This window comes from Saccharothrix deserti (genome assembly GCF_009769385.1).
Lineage (GTDB): Bacteria > Actinomycetota > Actinomycetes > Mycobacteriales > Pseudonocardiaceae > Actinosynnema > Actinosynnema deserti.
The window spans coordinates 130,278-147,427 of the sequence record NZ_VKAB01000015.1; the positions used below are offsets into that span (position 1 = coordinate 130,278).

Consider the following 17,150-nt stretch of genomic DNA (forward strand, 5'->3'; position numbering starts at 1 on the left):
GCTTAGCTAGAAGCGGAGCACCGGGAGCAGGGTTGAGAGATCAGCCCTGCTCCCGGATGCGCTGACCTTGGCGTCCTCCACCGCTTCCGCCCACCCGAGCCTGCCCACGGCCAGTTCCAGCCAGGTGCGCGGGTCGGTCTCGATCACGTTGGGCGGTGTGCCCCGGGTGTGCCGGGGGCCCGCCACGCACTGCACGGCGGCGAACGGTGGCACCCGCACCTCCACGCTGCGACCCGGCGCGATCTGTTCCAGGGTCCGCAGGCTCAGGCGCACGGCCGCGGCCAGGACCGGGCGTTCCGGCTTGTCCGACTCGCCCAGCAGCCAGGGCAGCACGGCCTCGACCGCGGCGCGCACGTCGTGGGGGTCAACGGGCTTCGACGGCACCCGCCCAGGTTAACGCCGCCCGCGCAGCCGCCGTCGCGCCTGGTGCAGGTTGCGCGGGTGCGGTCTTGCGCATCCGGATGGTCAGACCTTCGACTCCCGCACCGACGATCGCCGGCGCGAACGTCGTCAGCTGCGGGTCGAACGCCAACCGCGCCTGCAACGGCAGCGGCTGGGCCAAGCGGATCTCGTTGCCCCGCACCGATTCCGCCCGCACCGGCCACAGGAAAGGCCGGCACGTCACCGCACATGTGCTTCAACAGCCCGTACGAACCGTCGTCCAACCGCAGCAACACCCGCCGCCCGGCCCGCACCTAACGGCCGTCCTGGACCGCCGGCGTGAACGAGCCGGGCTCGGCCGGGTTCCACCACCCGCGGGAACACGGCCCCCTCGTCGGCCTCGTTCCCGCGCTACCGATAGGGCCGCTCCGGGATCCGATCAGGAACTGCCGTCGCTCGACGGTCATCCGGCCGTCTTCTCGTGCAAGGGGCGACGGCGGTGAAGCAGATGAAACCGCACGAGGTGGCGGGAGCGCCAGGTCAGATCTTCGCGGCGCGCACCGCTTCGGCGAGCAGTTCGTCCACCTGGTGGGCGAGCCGGCGGGAGTCGGTCGGGCTGAAGGTGCTCCACGGCACCGAGCCGTTCGACGCACGGCGTTGTTGCAGGTAGCGACCTTCTTCGGTGTCGAAGAACGCGACCACCCGGTCCGGTCGGCACCGCTTGCCGTACTTGTCGCGGGCTGCCGCGCCGAAGTTGCCGGTGTGCACGAGACCGGTGAACATCTTCACCAGTGTGGCGGCGTCCTCTTGGCGGACGCCGTACTCGCGCAGCGAGTTCTCCAGGCTCCTCGGCGTGCCGTCGGACTTCTGCACGGCGGCTTCCAGGTCGGCACTGGGCATGGTCACCGAGTGCCCCGTCCCGGCGGGGTGCGCGGGCAGCGCGCCCAGCACGGCCGACGGCAGGCCGCTGCCCGCCGCACGCCGGAACGTCAGCCGGTCGCCGGTCAACGTGGCCACCGCGCCGTAGTCGCCGTTCGCCACGGCCAGCACCCGCACGCTCTTGCCGATCCACACCCGGCCGTCGACCTCGCGCTCGGGCCGGGAGAACAGCCGCAGCAGGTAGTCCAGCTCCGGGTGCAGCCCGGTCGGACCGCCGAGCCCCCGCGCGCCGATGCCCTGCCAGACGCGTCGTTCCAGCTCGGCGCGCTCCTGGTGGGTCTTGCCCGGCGAAGGCACCTTGATGACCAGCGGCATCTGCCCCAGGTCGAGGCGCTCCCAGAGCACGTCGAACTCCTCGGCGGAGAGCTCGATCGGCTCCCGCTCCGCAGGCCCCCCGAAATACGTCACCGGATATCCCCGTCCCCTGAACACCGGACACGGGCCCGCGCCGAGATCGACGCGAGCCCGTGCACCGGTGGATCGCTTACTGCGGCGTTTCCCCGATCACCGGCGGCGCGACGAGCCGGTCGTCGCCGAACACGTCGTTCGTCTCGACCAGGTAGTCGGCTGCCTTGTGCTCGATGTCGTCCTCGCCCTGACCGCCCTGCGCGCCGGCCGCACCACCGGCCATGCCCGCGCCGCCCGCACCCGGACGGCCGGCGGCACCAGGACCACCGGCGCCGGGACCGAAGCCGCCGACACCGGACGCGCCACCCCGACCGGGGAGACCGGCCGCGTGGCTACCGGGCACGCCACCGGCACCGGGCATACCGCCCGAACCCGGCATGCCGGGCATACCCGGCCGCATGCCGCCGGGACCACCGGGACCACCAGGGCCGCCGGGCATACCCGGCATACCCGGCATTCCGGGCATCCGACCGGTCGGCACACCCGGACGCGGACCACCGGGACCGGTCGGCACCCTCTGCGGAACCTGCGGGCCGCTGCCCGGAGGCTTCGGCGGGGTCCAGTTGGGCGGCGGCACCGGCGGGCCGACGGGCGGCTTGACCGGGGTGTTCACCGGCGGGTTGACCTGCGGCAGGGGCTGTGCCGGCGGCCCGCTCGGCGGAGCCCACGAGGTGCGGGTGTCACCGCCGGTCGTCGGGGGCAGCTGCGGGGGCGGCGCGGTCGGCGTGCCGGTCGTCGGCGGCGCCCACGACGTGTTCGTGGTGCCGCTGTCGCTCGGCGGCGTCCACGTCTGCGTGGCGTTGTAGTTCGCGTTCGTGTTGTTGTACCCGCCCGCGCCCGCCGGCGGCGGGGTGTCGATCACGACCTGCGGCGGCGGGACGAACTTGCCCAGCGTGTCGGCGTTCCACTCGCTGCTGGACTGGTAGTTGTTCATCACCTCGACGGCCTTGGCCTCGGCGTTGTCCTGCGCCGCTTCCTGCCGCTCGTGGTCTTCCTGCTGCTTGATGACGTGCATCATCCCGACGGGACCGGTCAGGCCGCCGAGGAGCTTGTCGCCGAAGGACGGCGCCTCGGTGGTCACCGGGACCGGCTCGGGCATCTCCTTGCGCGCGTTCGCGATGTAGTCCGCCTGCAGCTGGGCGGAGGTCTCCATCGTGCTCGAGCCCTGCTGGGCGTCCGCCGCCCACGCGGAGAGGGGCGACAATGCGGCCGTCGTCGTGTCGGCGGTCTCGCCCTCCCAGCTCGCGCCGAGCCTGCCCAGCCCTTCCTGGATCGACGTGTCGATCTCGGTCAGGGCATCGGACAGCGACTTCCAGGAGTCCTCGAGCGGCCGGGACGCGGCAACGCCCGGTCCCTCGTTGATCATGCGGTGCAGATCGGGGTGGGCATACCCGCGCCAGCGGTGGTCACCCATCGTGCTCGCCCCCCTCAGGTGCGTAGGTCAGCAGGTCAGCCGTTGTGGACGCGTCCCCAGGACGCGGTGTTGTCGCCTTCGACACGCCGGTAGTCGGCCTCGATGGCGGTGAGCTGGTCGACCACGCCCTTGAGCTGGTCGCGGTAGGCCTTGAGGGCCGTGAGGCCGGCGGAGTCGCCCGCCTCGAACGTGTCCCGGTTGAACCGGTCTGCGGTCTCCTCGCTCACCGGGTCGCCCGCCCACGGCCTCGCCTCGAGCTCGGCGACCGCCCGATCCAGCTTGGCCTGCAGTGTTTCCAGCGCGTCCGAGAACACCTTGCGCGCGGCCGGGATCGCCGAGGGCTCGACGCTCAGCTTCCGCTGCGCCCCGCTGTAGTCGGGAAGCGTCGTCGGCGTCGTTCCCCCGCCACCACCATCCGCGATGAACACGGCACACCCCTCCTCAGTGCTGCACATACCCCAGCGTGTGCATCTGGGACGACTTTAGCTTTGATGTATGACGCGCGTGAGCGGTTCCCTGTGCAAAGGGAGTAGTTCTACTCGTTCTTCTCGCCGATCGGGCTACTTGCTCATGAGGTTGGTGACCACGGCGCCCGCGATCGGCTGGACGATCTCGCACAGCTTCTTCACGTCCGTGTCACCGAGGCTGGCCGCCTGCACGTCGACGAACTGGCCGTCGGAGACGTCGACGATGACCGAACAGGCGAGGCCGAGGGCCGTGGTCGATTCGAGCAGCACCGCGGGGAAGCCACCGACCTGCATCTTCGTGGCGTTGGGGCGGGGCGGCTCGGTGTAGGTCTCGATGCCCCTGGTGCTGTCGAGGTAGATCGCGAGGGAGAACTTGCGGTCCTCGCGGCCGATGCTGCAACCGGGCTTGCCCGGCACCTCGTCGAGCTTCGGCGGGCGGTCCAGGCCGAACTCGGTGCGCTGGGCGTCGGTCAGCAGCGTGCACGGGTCCATGCTCTCGATGTTGATCGTCTTCGGGCGCTTGGCCGGCTCGTCCGAGGTCGACGTCGGTTTGCTCGACCCGGACGTCCGGTCGGCCGACGTGGAGCCCGAACCGTCGGGGGTCGCGGATCCATTCGTGGTCTGCGAGCAGCCCCCGAGCAGGGCCAGAGCGGCGATGAGCGGCAGGACACGACGCATGAGGACCAACGTATCGGATCAACGTCACCCGTAAGACGCATTGCCGAGGAACCCGCTTAAAGGAACCTTCTTCACGAATGACCGCAGCCCCGCAGCCGGTCACCCGCACGTTCCTCAAGCTCGACGGCGGCGTGATCGCGCGCGACGAGGTGTGGCTGAGCGGGACGAAGGTCGCCGGTGACGACCAGGTCGTCGGCGCCTACCCCACGCACGAGTTCGACGTGACTGCACTGCTGCGCGACGGCAACAACGCGCCGGCCGCCCCGCAGAGGGACCTGCTGATCAACCTCCGACCCGGTCAGGTGTCCGTGACGACGTCGCACTCGGCGGCCTCGACCAGTGAGTCCACTGTGGACTTGTCGGCGCGGCCTGCTCGTCCTGCTGGGTGTTCGTCGAGCATGAAGTCGAGCGCGGTCAAACGCCGGTCCGTAGCCTCGGCGGTGTGGGAGACACTGGGCCAGGACGGATCGAGGATTACGCGCTGCTGTCGGATCTGCGGACGGCGGCGTTGGTGGGGCGGGACGGGTCGATCGACTGGCTGTGCATGCCGCGGTTCGACTCGCCGTCGTGCTTCTCCCGGCTGCTGGGCACCGAGGACGACGGGCACTGGCGGATCGCACCGACCGGCGAGGTCGTGTCGGTGCGCCGGTCCTACCGGGACGGCAGCCTCGTGCTGGAGACGGAGTTCGAGACCGTCGACGGCGTGGTGCGGCTGATCGACACGATGCCGCCGGAGCAGGACGACTGGGACGCCGACACCCGCGTGGTGCGCGTGCTGGAAGGTGTGTCCGGGCAGGTCGAGATGGAGTTCCGGTGGGTGCTGCGGTTCGCCTACGCCGACTCGGTGCCGTGGGTGCGGCGCGGTGAGCGGGACGGGCAGGAGTGCATCGTCGCGCTCGCCGGACCGTCCGCGGTGGCGTTGTACGGCGACCGGCTGCCGTACCGGGTGCCGGGCGTACGCGCGCACGAGGCCGTGTTCACCGTCTCCGCCGGTGAGCGGCTGTCGTGGGTGATGGAGTTCGCCTTCTCGCCCGACGAGCCGCCCGCGCCGGTGGACGCGTTGGGCGAGGTGGCGCGGTCCGAGGCGTTCTGGCTGGCCTGGTCGTCGCGGATCGACTACGACGGGCCGCACGCGGAGGCCGTGCACCGGTCGCTGATCACGTTGAAGGGCCTGTCGTACGCGCCGACCGGCGGGATCGTGGCCGCGCCGACCACGTCGCTGCCGGAGACGTTCGGCGGCGAGCGCAACTGGGACTACCGGTACTGCTGGCTGCGCGACGCGACGTTCACGTTGCTGGCGTTCGACAACTTCGGCTGCACGGGTGAGGCGGCGGCGTGGCGGAGGTGGCTGCTGCGGGCCGTGGCCGGTGACCCGGCGGACCTGCAGATCATGTACGGGATCGGCGGCGAGCGGCACCTGGTCGAGTGGGAGGTCGACTGGCTGCCGGGGTACCGGGGCGCGCGGCCGGTGCGGGTCGGGAACGCGGCCTACCGGCAGTTGCAGCTGGACGTGTACGGCGAGGTGATGGACGCGCTGCACCTGGCGCGGGAACGCGGGCTGGGTGAGACGCCGGACTCGTGGTCGATGCAGCGCGGGATGATGCGGCACCTGGAGAAGGTGTGGGAGCAGCCCGACAAGGGGTTGTGGGAGGTCCGCGGGCCGGACCGGCACTTCACCCACTCGCGGGTGATGCTGTGGGTGGCGTTCGACCGGGCGGTGCGCGCGGTGGAGGAGTTCGACCTGCCCGGTCCGGTGGAACGGTGGCGTGAGCTGCGCTCGGCCGTGCACGAAGAGGTGCTGGCCAAGGGCTGGAACTCGTCGTTGGGCGCGTTCACCCAGTACTACGGCGGCACCTCGCTGGACGCGGCTACGTTGCTGATCCCGGCGGTCGGTTTCCTGCCCGGTGACGATTCCCGCGTGGTCGGCACTTTGGATGCGATATCCACGGTGCTGAAGCGCGGCGACCTGGTGGACCGGTACGAGACGTCCCACGGCGAGTCCGATGTGGACGGATTGGCCGGTGTCGAGGGAAGCTTCCTGGCGTGCTCGTTCTGGTACGTCGACGCGCTGGCGTTGGCCGGACGGCGCGAGGAGGCGGTGGCGATGTACGACCGGCTCGTGGACCTGTGCAACGACGTGGGGTTGTTGGCCGAGGAGTACGACGCCGAGACCGGCCGGATGTGCGGCAATTTCCCGCAGGCGTTCAGCCACCTGGCGTTGGTGAACAGCGCCGCGGTGCTGTTCGGCGGCCACACCCGTGACGAGCGGCACCGGGGCGGGGCGGCGTGAGGGCGGCGGAGGTCGTCCCGGGCAAGCCGGAGGCGTCCCGGGTGGTTGATCGGGAGGATCCCGATCGTCCGGACGAACTGCTGGTCGAGGGCCTGCTGGTCGGCATGTGCGGCACGGACGTGGAGATCATCCGCGACGGTTTCGGCTGGTTGCCGCCGGGCCGGGACCGCATCGTGCCGTTCCACGAGTCCCTGGGCCGAGTCCTCACCGCGCCTCCGGGTTCCGGTTTCGCCGCCGGTGATCTGGTGGCCGGGGTGGTGCGCCGACCTGATCCGGAGCCGTGCCCGGCGTGCGCCGTGGACGCGTGGGACTTCTGCCGCAACGGCAAGTACACCGAGCGCGGCATCAAGGAACTCGATGGTTACGGGATGCAACGCTGGACCGTGCCGCCGAAGTTCGCCATCAAGCTCGACCCGACACTCGGTGACGCGGGGGTCTTGACCGAGCCTGCGTCCGTGGTGGCCAAGGCGTGGGCGCAGGCGGAGGCGGTGGCTGCGCGATCCCACTTGCCGGTGCGATCGGCGTTGATCACCGGGGCCGGCCCGATCGGCTTGTTGGCGGCGTTGCTGGGCGTGCAGCGGGGCTTGGAGGTGCACGTGGTCGACCGCGTCACGGACGGCCGCAAACCGGACCTGGTCACGACGTTGGGCGCCACCTACTACTCGGACCTCTCCAAGGTCACCGCCGATGTGGACGTGGCCATCGAGTGCACCGGCGTCGCCCAGCTGATCTGGGAGTGCGCACGTCGTGCGTCCGTCACGGTGCTGGCGGGCCTCACCGGCGACCACGACCCCGTGCCCCTGGACCCGAGCGTGTTCGACGGGATGGTCCTGGGCAACAAGACGATCGTCGGCACGGTCAACGCGGGCCTGCCGGATTACACCGCGGCCGCCGAGGCTCTGTCCGAAGCCAGCCGCCCCTGGCTGCACGGCCTGATCACCCGCCGCGTGCCGCTGGACCGGTTCACCGATGCGCTTCAGAAGGAGGAGGACGACGTGAAGGTGGTCGTGGACCTGGTGCAGCGGTGACGCTGCGGTCGGAAACCCGCCTAACGGCGGAGGAGTTCGTCGATGCTTTCCGGCTTCATCGGCTTGGCGAAGAACCAGCCCTGGCCGGTGTCGCAGCCGATGCGGTGCAGGCGCTTGGCCTGTGCGGGCGTCTCGACACCTTCGGCGGTGACGCCCAGCTGCAGTGCGTGGGCCAATTGGACCAGCGTGGAGACGATCTGGACGTCCACCGCGTCCTCTTCGTCCGCCGCGCGCAAGCCCTCCATGAACGAGCCCGCGATCTTCAGCTCGTGCACCGGAAGGTGCTTCAGGTAAGCCAGGTTCGAGTACCCGGTGCCGAAGTCGTCGATCGCGATCCGCACACCCATCTCCGACAACGCCCGCAGCGCCTCCAGCGGCTCGTCGGCGGTGCCCATGATGGCGCTCTCGGTCAGCTCCAACTGTAGGTGGTGCGGCGGCAACGCGCACTCGTCCAGAATCCGCTTCACGTCCCGCACCAGCTCCGGGTCGCGGGACTGGCGCACGGCCAGGTTGACGCTGACGAACGGCGCCGCGTCGCCGAACTCCTCCAGCCACCGCCGCGCCTGCTCGCACGCCTTGCGCAGCACCCAGCGGCCGAGCGGGACGATCAGCCCGGTCTCCTCGGCCAGCTCGATGAACCGGTCCGGCGCCAGCCGCCCGAACTCCGGGTGCTGCCACCGCACCAAAGCCTCGACGCCGACCACGGTGCTGTCCTCCAGCCGCACCAACGGCTGGTAGTCGACGTAGAACTCGTCGCGCTCCAACGCCGCCGGCATGGTCGCGGACAGCGTGAACCGGGCGACCTCCTTGGCGTTGCGCTCCGGGTTGTACAGCGCCCACCGCGACTTGCCGTCGGCCTTCGCCCAGTACAGCGTGATGTCCGCGTCGCGCATCAGATCAGCCGCCGTGGTGCCGGACAGCGCCCGTTCCACGATGCCGATCGATGCCGACACGGTCAGCTCGTGCCCGCCGATCCGGATCGGCGACTCCAGCTCGCGCAGCACCCGGTCGGCGACGTTGACGATGTCCTGCGTGTCCTGCGAGCCCTCCACCAGGATGACGAACTCGTCGCCGCCCATCCGGGCCACCAGCTTGCCCTCACCGGACACCGAGTGGTCCAGCCGCCGCCCGACCTCGACCAGCAGTTGGTCGCCGATGTCGTGGCCGAGGCTGTCGTTGATCACCTTGAACCCGTCCAGGTCCAGGTAGCAGAGGCCGGCGCGGTGACGGGCGCGGTTGTTGAACACGCGGCCCAGGCGTTCCAGGAACAGCGCGCGGTTCGGCAGACCGGTCAACGGGTCGTGCAACGCCTGGTAGCGCAGCCGGTTCTGCAGCAGGTGGCGGTCGGTGACGTCCTCGATCATCGCCACCTGGTACTGCGGGTCGCCGTGGTCGTCGCGCACCAGCGACAGGGTCAGGTGCGTCCACACCTGCTCGCCGTCGGCGCGGCGGAACCGCTTCTCCGCCCGGTAGTGGTCGCACTCGCCCGCGGTGAGCTGGTCGTACAGCCGCCAGACGCTGCCGCCGTCCTCCGGGTGCATCAGGTCGCGGATGTTGTACTGCCGCATCTCCTCGACGCTGAACCCCAGCATGTCCTGCAACGCCTGGTTCACGTCGAGGATGCGGCCCTCGATGTCGGCGATGCCGATGCCGATCGCGGCCTCGGTGAACATCGCGCGGAACCGCGCCTCGGACGCGCGCAACGCGGCTTCGGCCTGATCACGGGCGTCGAGCACGGCCGCGCGGATCGCCTCCTGCTCGGCCAGCGTCCGTTCGCGCAGCGCACGCGCGTACCCGGCGGCCAACGCGCCCTGCAACGCCGCCAGCCGTGACCGCATCAGCTCGTCGGGCTGGATGCCCAGTTCGCCCAGCAGGTCGTCGCCGAGCAGCTGCACGGTGCGGCCCAGCGTGTCGGTGCCGGTGAAGTGCGCCTCCACCAGCCGCGCGCCGATCTCGTAGCCGGGCGCGGTGCGGAACGGGCTGGCGTGCAGCGCGTGGACCAGCACCTCGGTCAACGCCTGGAGGTGTTCGGCGACCTCGGCCCTGGTCATCGGGACGTAACTGCTGCCGATCACCGCGGTGGCCCAGGTCCGCGCGAAAGACTCCGCCCCGGCCAGTACGGCGGGGTCGAGGTTCGATCGGCCCGGTGCTGCCACCCGATGGTCAACCTGTTCCGTCATGTCCGCCGGCCTAACGCCACAACCGAGAGGATACGGCCGGTCTCCGGCCGAGGTCGACAACAACGCCGACGCGGTCGGCGTTCCGGCCTGCCATCAGGGCTTCCGCCCGACCGCACCGAAGCTCAGGAAGTGCGCCGAGTTCTCGTCCAGGTCGTCGGGTGACTCGGGGCGCCACAGCGGCAGCCGCGCCACGCCGGGCTCGACCAGTTCGAACCCGTCGAACAACGCTTGGACCTCCTGCTTCCGGCGGTACGTCATCTCGCTGACGCCGCGGTTGTAGGTCGTCTTCGCGTCGTCCCACGCCGGGTCCCACTCGCCTTCCTCGTACCCCGCGTGCGAGATCGCCAGGAAGCTGCCGGACGGGATGGCGTCCCGGTAGTCGGCCACGATCCCGTGCGGGTCGTCGGAATCGGGGACGAAGTGCAGCAGCGCGACCATCAGCACGCCGATCGGCCGGTCGAAGTCCAGCAGGCTCTGCACCTCGGTCGACTCCAGCACCTGCTTGGCGTCCCGCACATCGGTCTGCAGCACGTTCACCAGCTCGTTGCCGGTGAGGATCGCCCGGCTGTGCGCGACCGCGACGGGGTCCACGTCCACGTACACGACGCGGGCGTCGGGATCGGTCGACTGGGCGATCTCGTGCACGTTGCCGACCGTGGGGATGCCGGAGCCCAGGTCCAGGAACTGCCGGATGCCCTGCGACAACATGAACCGCACCGCCCGCCGCAGGAACGCGCGGTGGTTGAGGATGACGCTCTTGAGCACCGGCACGTCCGCCAGCACCTTGTCGCCCACGGCACGGTCGACGGCGAAGTTGTGCGCTCCGCCGAGCCAGTAGTCGTAGACCCGCGCGATGCTCGGGCGACCCAGGTCGATGTCGTCCGGCGCCCAGTTCGGCCGCTCCACGCTGTCCACCCGATTCTCTCCTCGACGTGCTGGTGTCCCACTGTTGCGGTGACCCCCACATCATGGGCCAATCCGGTGAGTTAGCACACCGGCGATTCGTCGCGAGTTCCGAATCACCCACCCCTGACCTGATCACCGGGAAGAATGACCGCCTTGTGGGGTACCTGTGGATCGCGGGCGCGGTGGTCGTGGTGGTCGCGGCCGTGTTGTTGATCGTGCAACACCGGCGCAAGGGCAGCTTGCTGGCACCGACACTGACCGGGTCGATCGGCGCGTTCATGCTGGTCGCGGGCTGGTTGTTCGTGTTCGACCCCGGCGCGCCGAAGAGCGAGGCGATCAAGACCGGAGGCCTGGCGGGCGGCTCGCTGGTGGCGCTGTACGCGCTGTGGCTGAACGACCGGCGGCGGCGCACCGACGAGGAACGGCAGAAGATCGAGGTCGCCCGGCAGAAGTTGGAGGACGCGCGGGCCGAACACGATCGGTCGCGGGTCGCCGACGAGAGGTTCGCCCGATCGGTTGAATTGCTCGGGCACGACGCCGAGCAGGTCCGGGTTGGCGCGATGCACGCGCTGGGTGGCCTCGCGCGGTCGCGCGTCGAGTACACCCAGACCGTGCTCGACGTGCTGTGCGCGTACCTGCGGCGGCCGTTCGACGGGCGGCCCAGGGACGCGGACGGCAAGCCGAAGACCAGGGACGAACGGGAGCTGGAGGTGCGGCTCACCGCCCAGCGGTTGATCGCCGACCTGCTGCCGCGCGCCGACGACGCGGACGCGCCGCACTACAACCTGGACCTGACCAGGGCGTACCTGGAGTACTTCGACCTGTCCCGGCGTCAGGTCGGCCAACTGCTGTTGCGCTCGGCCGTCCTGGAGGAGTCGAACTCGTTCCACCACACGGTGATCCACGGCGATGCCTACTTCACCCGCACGAACAGCGAGGGCCGGCTCCACCTGCACCACATGGTCTTCCACGGCGGGGCCTGGTTCAGCGGGCTCACGTGCACCAAGACGACCGATTACACCGACACGAAGTTCCTCGGCCCGAACAAGTTCGCCGAAGCGGCGTTCACCGGCCGGGTGAGCTTCGAGGGCTGCGAGTTCGCCGAGCCCATCGACTTCCAGAACACCAGGTTCAGCGCCGGCGTGAACCTCGACCTGGGGAAACCCGCCGTCGCGCGCACGTACGGCATGTACGTGTCGCTGGACCACGAGAACACCCTGCCCGACGGTTGGGTCGTGGAGCGCCGCACCGACGGCACCGGACTGGTCAGGAGCTGACGTGCGCGGACGCGGGTTGCTGGCGGCGAGCGTGCTCGCCGCGATCCTGGTGACGGTGGCGACGACGACGATCCTGCTGCTCGTCGACCCGAAGCAGCCGAAGGCGGAGGCGATCAAGACCGGCGGGCTGGCCGGCGGCGCGGTCGTCGCGCTGTACGCGCTGTGGCTCAACGACCGGCGGCGGCGCACCGAGGAGGCGCGGCACGAGTTGGAGAGCGATCGGCTGGGTCTGGAGAGCGAGAAGGTCGCCGACGAGCGGTTCGCGCGTGCCGTCGAACTGCTGGGCAACGAGGCCGACCAGGTCCGGGTGGGTGCGATGCACGTGCTGGCCGGGCTGGCGCACACCACGCCGAGGTACAAGCAGACCGTGCTGAGCGTGCTGTGCGCGTACCTGCGGCGGCCGTTCGAACACCCGTCGCTGGGGAAGAAGGCCGATGATCCGGACCAGGCCTACTTCAAGGAGGTCCCCCCGGAGATCCCGCCGGAGCAGGACCAGGAGATGACGGTCCGGATGACCGCGCAGCGGCTCATCACGGACATGCTGCCGTGGGGCAGCGACCCGGACGAGACCCAGTACAACCTCGACCTGACCGGGGCGAAGCTCGTGCACTTCCGGCTGGAGGGCCGCCGGTTCGGCCGGCTCGTCGCCCGGCGGACCCAGTTCTACGGGATCACCGCGTTCCGCGAGATCGTGCTCAGCAAGCCCGCGCTGTTCTCCGGCGCCACGTTCCACGGCCGGGTGGACTTCCGGGACGGGAAGTTCAACGGCGGCATCTCGTTCCAGGACGTCACGTTCGAGCGTGAGCTCAACCTCACCGGCACGTCAGTCGGCACGTTCCTGCACGTCACGCCGGAACCACCGGCACAGCAGGTCGGCGAGCTCGAAGTGCTGGCGGGAACGGGTTTCCGCAACGACCCGACGGGCTGGCGGCTGACCGGCGACGGACAGGCCCCCGCCGGCCTCGACGACCACGTCCAGCAGGACTGACGTCGGGAAATCAGGCGCGAGCGGCCTGCCCGCCGCGGAGCGGCACCATGGGGTACAGCCGGGCGACCGAGCCCACGACCGCCGGAGGCGGCGCAATCCAACGCAATCCAACAGAGAGGTACGTCAAAGATGCTGACTCGCCGAATCGGAGGAGTCGAGGTCAGCGCCATCGGCCTGGGCGCGATGCCGATGTCGCTGCAGGGCCGCCCCGACCGCGACCGGTCGATCGAGACGATCCGCACCGCGCTCGACAAGGGCGTGACCCTGATCGACACGGCGGACGCGTACTCGGCCGACGACAGCGACTTCGGGCACAACGAAGAGCTGATCGCCGAGGCCCTGAAGGGTGTCGACGGCGTCATGGTCGCCACCAAGGGCGGCCACACCCGCACGCCCGGCGGCGGCTGGGACGTCGACGGGCGCCCCGAGTACGTCAAGGCCGCGTGCGAGGCGTCGCTGCGCAGGCTGGGCGTGGACGCGATCGACCTGTACCAGTTCCACCGGCCGGACCCGGCGGTGCCGACCGCCGAATCGGTCGGCGCGCTGGTCGAACTGCTGGACGAGGGCAAGATCAAGCTGGCGGGCGTGTCGAACTTCAACCCGGCGCAGATCCGGGAGGCGAACGAGATCCTGGGCGGCCGGCTGGCGAGCGTGCAGAACCAGTTCTCGCCCGCGTTCCGGTCCAGCGAGCCGGAGCTGGAGCTGTGCGCCGAGCTGGACATCGCGTTCCTGCCGTGGAGCCCGCTGGGTGGCATGAGCGCGGCCGGCGAGCTGGGCGAGCGGTTCACCGCGTTCGCCGAGGTCGGCCGGGCGCACGGGGTCAGCCCGCAGCAGGTGTGCCTGGCGTGGATGCTCGCCAAGGCGCCGCAGGTCGTGCCGATCCCCGGTTCGTCGCGGCCGGCGAGCATCGGTGATTCGGCCGACGCCGTGCACCTGGTGCTGTCGGAGGAGGAGATGAAGCGCCTGGACGGGTGACACCACCCCGGATGCGAGCAGGTCCGAATGGTCAGACGATCTAGACCATAAGTACCAGCATCGCCGACCGAATGGGGGCGTCAATGGCGACGCACACCCGTCTGCGCACCTTGATAGCTGAACTGGGTGCTTTGACGATCACGATGGCGATCATCCAGGTGCCCGTCGCCGAGGCGCTGCCCGAGGGTTCAGCGGACCACTACGCGGGCTCGCAGATCGCCGACCACGAGGGCTGGGGCCGTATCGCACAGTCCCGGCCCGCACGCCAGGAGTCCGTGCCCGGTATGGACGTCAGCAGCCATCAGGGTGACGTCGATTGGGCGAAGGCGTGGGCGGACGGCGCGCGGTTCGCCTACGTCAAGGCGACCGAGGGCACCGGGTACCGCAACCCGAAGTTCGCGCAGCAGTACAACGGCTCGTACCACATCGGCATGATCCGCGGGGCGTACCACTTCGCGTTGCCGGACCGGTCGGACGGCGCGACGCAGGCCGACTTCTTCGCGTTCAACGGCGGGGGCTGGTCGGGAGACGGCGTCACGCTGCCCGGCGCGGTGGACATGGAGTACAACCCGTACGGCGACACGTGCTACGGCCTGGACCAGGCCGAGATGGGTGCGTGGGTGCGGGCGTTCAGCGACCGGCTGGTCGCGCGGACCGGCCGTTACCCGGTGATCTACACGTCCACGAGCTGGTGGAACAGGTGCGTCGGCGACGCGGACCGCTTCGGCGCCACGAGCCCGTTGTGGGTGGCGCACTACGCCGACGTGCTCGGTCCGCTGCCGCACGGGTGGGACTACCACTCGATCTGGCAGTGGCAGGCGGCCGGGCTGTTCCCCGGTGATCAGAACCTGTTCAACGGCTCCTACGACCGCCTCCGGGCCCTCGCCACCGGCTGACCGTCGTGGTCGGTCGGGGAGTCGCGCTCCCCGACCGACCACCTCGGACTCAGTCGAACAGAGCCGGGAGGGTGCCCTCCCAGGCCTCGCGCAGCTCGGTCAGCGGCAGCCGGCCCAGGTCCTGGATCTCCAGCGCCTCGGACTCCGGGTCCACCACGCCGACCTTGCGCCACGGCAGGCCGCGCGCGGTGCACATGTCGGTGAAGCGCAGTTCCTCCGTGCGCGGCACGGCCACCAGCACGCGGGCCGTCGACTCGCTGAACAGCTCGGTGAACTTCTCGCCCTCGAGGAACACCCGCGCGCCGACCTCGCCGATCAGGCACGTCTCCACCAGCGCCTGCGCCAGACCGCCGTCGGACAGGTCGTGCGCGGCGGACAGCATGCCGTCGCGCGAACCCGCCACCAGCACCTCGCCCAGCAGCTTCTCGCGCTGGAGGTCCACCTTCGGCGGCAGACCGCCCAGGTGACCGTGCACGACGTGCGCCCACTCCGAGCCGCCGAACTCCTCGCGCGTCTCGCCGAGCAGCAACAGCGTCTCGCCCGCCTCCGCGCCGATCCCGGTCGGGATCCGGCGGCGGACGTCGTCGATCACGCCCAGCACGCCCACCACCGGCGTCGGCAGGATCGCCGTGGCGCCGGTCTGGTTGTAGAAGCTGACGTTGCCGCCGGTCACCGGGATGCCCAGCTCGACGCAACCGTCCGCGAGCCCCTTCACGGCCTGCTCGAACTGCCACATCACCGCCGGGTCCTCCGGCGAGCCGAAGTTCAGGCAGTTGGTGACCGCGACCGGCGTCGCACCCGTCGTCGCCACGTTCCGGTACGCCTCGGCCAACGCCAGCTGCGCGCCCGCGTACGGGTCCAGCTTGGCGTAGCGGCCGTTGCAGTCCGTGGACAGCGCCACGCCCCGGTTGGTCGTCTCGTCGATGCGGATCATGCCCGAGTCGGCCGGCTGCGCGAGCACCGTGCCACCGCGCACGTACCGGTCGTACTGCTGGGTGACCCACCGCTTCGACGCCAGGTTCGGCGACGCGGCCATGGTCTTGACCAGGTCGAGCAGCTCGTCGTCCGCGGGCTTGGCCAGCTTGTCCGGGGTGTCGGCCTGCAGCGCGTCCTGGTCGGCCGGGCGCTCGATCGGCCGGTGGTACACCGGGCCCTCGTGCGCGACGGTGCGCGGCGGCACGTCCAGCACGACCTCGTCGTGCCAGGTGATGACCAGCCGGTCGCCCTCGGTGACCTCACCGATCTCGGTGGCGATGACGTCCCACTTCGCGCAGACCGCCATGAACGCGTCCAGGTCCTCGGGCCGCACGACCGCGCACATGCGCTCCTGCGACTCGCTGGACAGGACCTCCGCCGGCGTCATGCCCGACGCCCGCAGCGGCACCCGGTCCAGGTAGACGTGCATACCGCCGTCACCGGCGCTGGCCAGCTCAGACGTCGCGCACGCCAGGCCCGCGCCGCCGAGGTCCTGGATGCCGACCACGATGCGCTCGGCGAACAGCTCCAGGCAGCACTCGATCAGCACCTTCTCGGTGAACGGGTCGCCCACCTGCACGCTCGGCAGCTTCTTGCGCTTGCCCGCTCCGGCCGAGTCGTCGAACGTCTCGCTGGCCAGCACGGACACGCCGCCGATGCCGTCCAGGCCGGTGCGCGCGCCGAACAGGATGACCTTGTTGCCGGCGCCCGAGGCGTGCGCCAGGTGCAGGTCCTCGACCCGCATCGCACCCACGCACAGGGCGTTGACCAGCGGGTTCCCCGCGTACGTGGCGTCGAACACGACCTCGCCGCCGATGTTCGGCAGGCCCAGGCAGTTGCCGTAGCCGCCGACGCCGGCCACGATGCCCGGCAGCACGCGGCGGGTGTCCGGCGCGTCGGCCGGCCCGAACCGCAGCGGGTCCATCACGGCCAGCGGACGTGCGCCCATCGCCAGGATGTCGCGCACGATGCCGCCCACGCCCGTCGCCGCGCCCTGGTACGGCTCGACGTACGACGGGTGGTTGTGGCTCTCGGCCTTGAACGTGATCGCCCAGCCGTCACCGATGTCGACCACGCCCGCGTTCTCGCCGATGCCCGCGAGCATCTTCGAGCGCATCTCGTCGGTCGTGGTGTCGGTGAAGTACTTCAGGTGCACCTTGGACGACTTGTAGGAGCAGTGCTCGCTCCACATCACCGAGTACATGGCCAGCTCGGCGTCCGTGGGGCGGCGGCCCAGGATGTCCTTGATGCGGGCGTACTCGTCGTCCTTCAGGCCCAGCTCCTTGTAGGGCTGGTCCTGGTCGGGCGTGCTCTCCGCGTTCTTGACGGTGTCGGTTTTGACCATTTC

General features: G+C 70.3%; 15 protein-coding genes. 6 read left to right on the plus strand and 9 right to left on the minus strand.

Annotation, left to right across the window (positions count from 1 at the left end; genetic code table 11):
- Nucleotides 1-6 precede the first annotated feature (6 nt).
- From FM051_RS24265 to FM051_RS24290, 6 genes are all read right to left on the minus strand, one after another.
- Nucleotides 7-384: a sterol carrier family protein gene (locus FM051_RS24265; protein ID WP_158847106.1), complete on the minus strand. Its 378-nt coding sequence runs from the start codon at nucleotides 382-384 to the stop codon at nucleotides 7-9.
- Entirely contained in the window at nucleotides 365-598 is a 234-nt protein-coding gene (locus FM051_RS24270; RefSeq protein ID WP_158847108.1) for a hypothetical protein, read from the minus strand. The genes FM051_RS24265 and FM051_RS24270 overlap by 20 nt, the downstream gene beginning before the upstream one ends.
- Nucleotides 599-921: 323 nt before the next feature.
- Nucleotides 922-1,728, minus strand: coding sequence for an ESX secretion-associated protein EspG (locus tag FM051_RS24275; protein WP_158847110.1), 807 nt, complete (start codon nucleotides 1,726-1,728; stop codon nucleotides 922-924).
- Nucleotides 1,729-1,804: 76 nt separating this feature from the next.
- Nucleotides 1,805-3,142, minus strand: a complete 1,338-nt coding sequence (locus tag FM051_RS24280; RefSeq protein ID WP_158847112.1) for a PPE domain-containing protein — start codon at nucleotides 3,140-3,142, stop codon at nucleotides 1,805-1,807.
- 35 nt (nucleotides 3,143-3,177) lie between these two features.
- A complete protein-coding gene (locus tag FM051_RS24285; RefSeq protein ID WP_158847114.1) occupies nucleotides 3,178-3,570 on the minus strand; it encodes a transcriptional regulator in 393 nt (130 codons plus the stop codon).
- 132 nt (nucleotides 3,571-3,702) lie between these two features.
- On the minus strand, nucleotides 3,703-4,287 hold the full coding sequence (locus tag FM051_RS24290) for a DUF3558 domain-containing protein (RefSeq protein WP_158847116.1): 585 nt from the start codon (nucleotides 4,285-4,287) through the stop codon (nucleotides 3,703-3,705).
- Nucleotides 4,288-4,729: 442 nt separating this feature from the next.
- On the opposite strand from FM051_RS24290, the gene FM051_RS24295 reads away from it, so the two are divergent.
- Together FM051_RS24295 and FM051_RS24300 are read left to right on the plus strand one after the other, a co-directional pair.
- Complete coding sequence (locus FM051_RS24295; RefSeq protein ID WP_238412618.1) at nucleotides 4,730-6,577, plus strand: glycoside hydrolase family 15 protein; 1,848 nt, start codon at nucleotides 4,730-4,732, stop codon at nucleotides 6,575-6,577.
- Nucleotides 6,578-6,618: 41 nt separating this feature from the next.
- Complete coding sequence (locus FM051_RS24300; RefSeq protein WP_238412619.1) at nucleotides 6,619-7,605, plus strand: alcohol dehydrogenase catalytic domain-containing protein; 987 nt, start codon at nucleotides 6,619-6,621, stop codon at nucleotides 7,603-7,605.
- Between the two features lie 20 nt (nucleotides 7,606-7,625).
- Here the strand turns inward: FM051_RS24300 and FM051_RS24305 are convergent, their stop codons facing one another.
- Both FM051_RS24305 and FM051_RS24310 read right to left on the minus strand, forming a co-directional pair.
- Nucleotides 7,626-9,785 carry a putative bifunctional diguanylate cyclase/phosphodiesterase gene (locus FM051_RS24305; RefSeq protein WP_202918994.1) on the minus strand — a complete coding sequence of 720 codons (2,160 nt, stop codon included), beginning with the start codon at nucleotides 9,783-9,785 and terminating at the stop codon, nucleotides 7,626-7,628.
- Between the two features lie 93 nt (nucleotides 9,786-9,878).
- A complete protein-coding gene (locus FM051_RS24310; protein WP_158847120.1) occupies nucleotides 9,879-10,700 on the minus strand; it encodes an SAM-dependent methyltransferase in 822 nt (273 codons plus the stop codon).
- A gap of 269 nt (nucleotides 10,701-10,969) precedes the next feature.
- On the opposite strand from FM051_RS24310, the gene FM051_RS24315 reads away from it, so the two are divergent.
- The 4 genes from FM051_RS24315 (at nucleotide 10,970) to FM051_RS24330 (ending at nucleotide 14,827) form a co-directional block, all read left to right on the plus strand.
- Nucleotides 10,970-11,968, plus strand: coding sequence for a pentapeptide repeat-containing protein (locus tag FM051_RS24315; RefSeq protein ID WP_420803625.1), 999 nt, complete (start codon nucleotides 10,970-10,972; stop codon nucleotides 11,966-11,968).
- A 1-nt stretch (nucleotide 11,969) separates the two neighbouring features.
- Nucleotides 11,970-12,956 carry a pentapeptide repeat-containing protein gene (locus tag FM051_RS24320; RefSeq protein WP_158847124.1) on the plus strand — a complete coding sequence of 329 codons (987 nt, stop codon included), beginning with the start codon at nucleotides 11,970-11,972 and terminating at the stop codon, nucleotides 12,954-12,956.
- Between the two features lie 129 nt (nucleotides 12,957-13,085).
- Nucleotides 13,086-13,931 (plus strand): aldo/keto reductase, encoded by an 846-nt coding sequence (locus FM051_RS24325; protein WP_158847126.1) that lies wholly within the window; start codon nucleotides 13,086-13,088, stop codon nucleotides 13,929-13,931.
- Nucleotides 13,932-14,002: 71 nt separating this feature from the next.
- Nucleotides 14,003-14,827, plus strand: coding sequence for a lysozyme (locus FM051_RS24330; protein ID WP_158847128.1), 825 nt, complete (start codon nucleotides 14,003-14,005; stop codon nucleotides 14,825-14,827).
- Nucleotides 14,828-14,876: 49 nt separating this feature from the next.
- Here the strand turns inward: FM051_RS24330 and purL are convergent, their stop codons facing one another.
- A complete protein-coding gene (gene purL / locus FM051_RS24335) occupies nucleotides 14,877-17,147 on the minus strand; it encodes a phosphoribosylformylglycinamidine synthase subunit PurL (protein ID WP_158847490.1) in 2,271 nt (756 codons plus the stop codon).
- Between the last annotated feature and the right edge of the window lie 3 nt (nucleotides 17,148-17,150).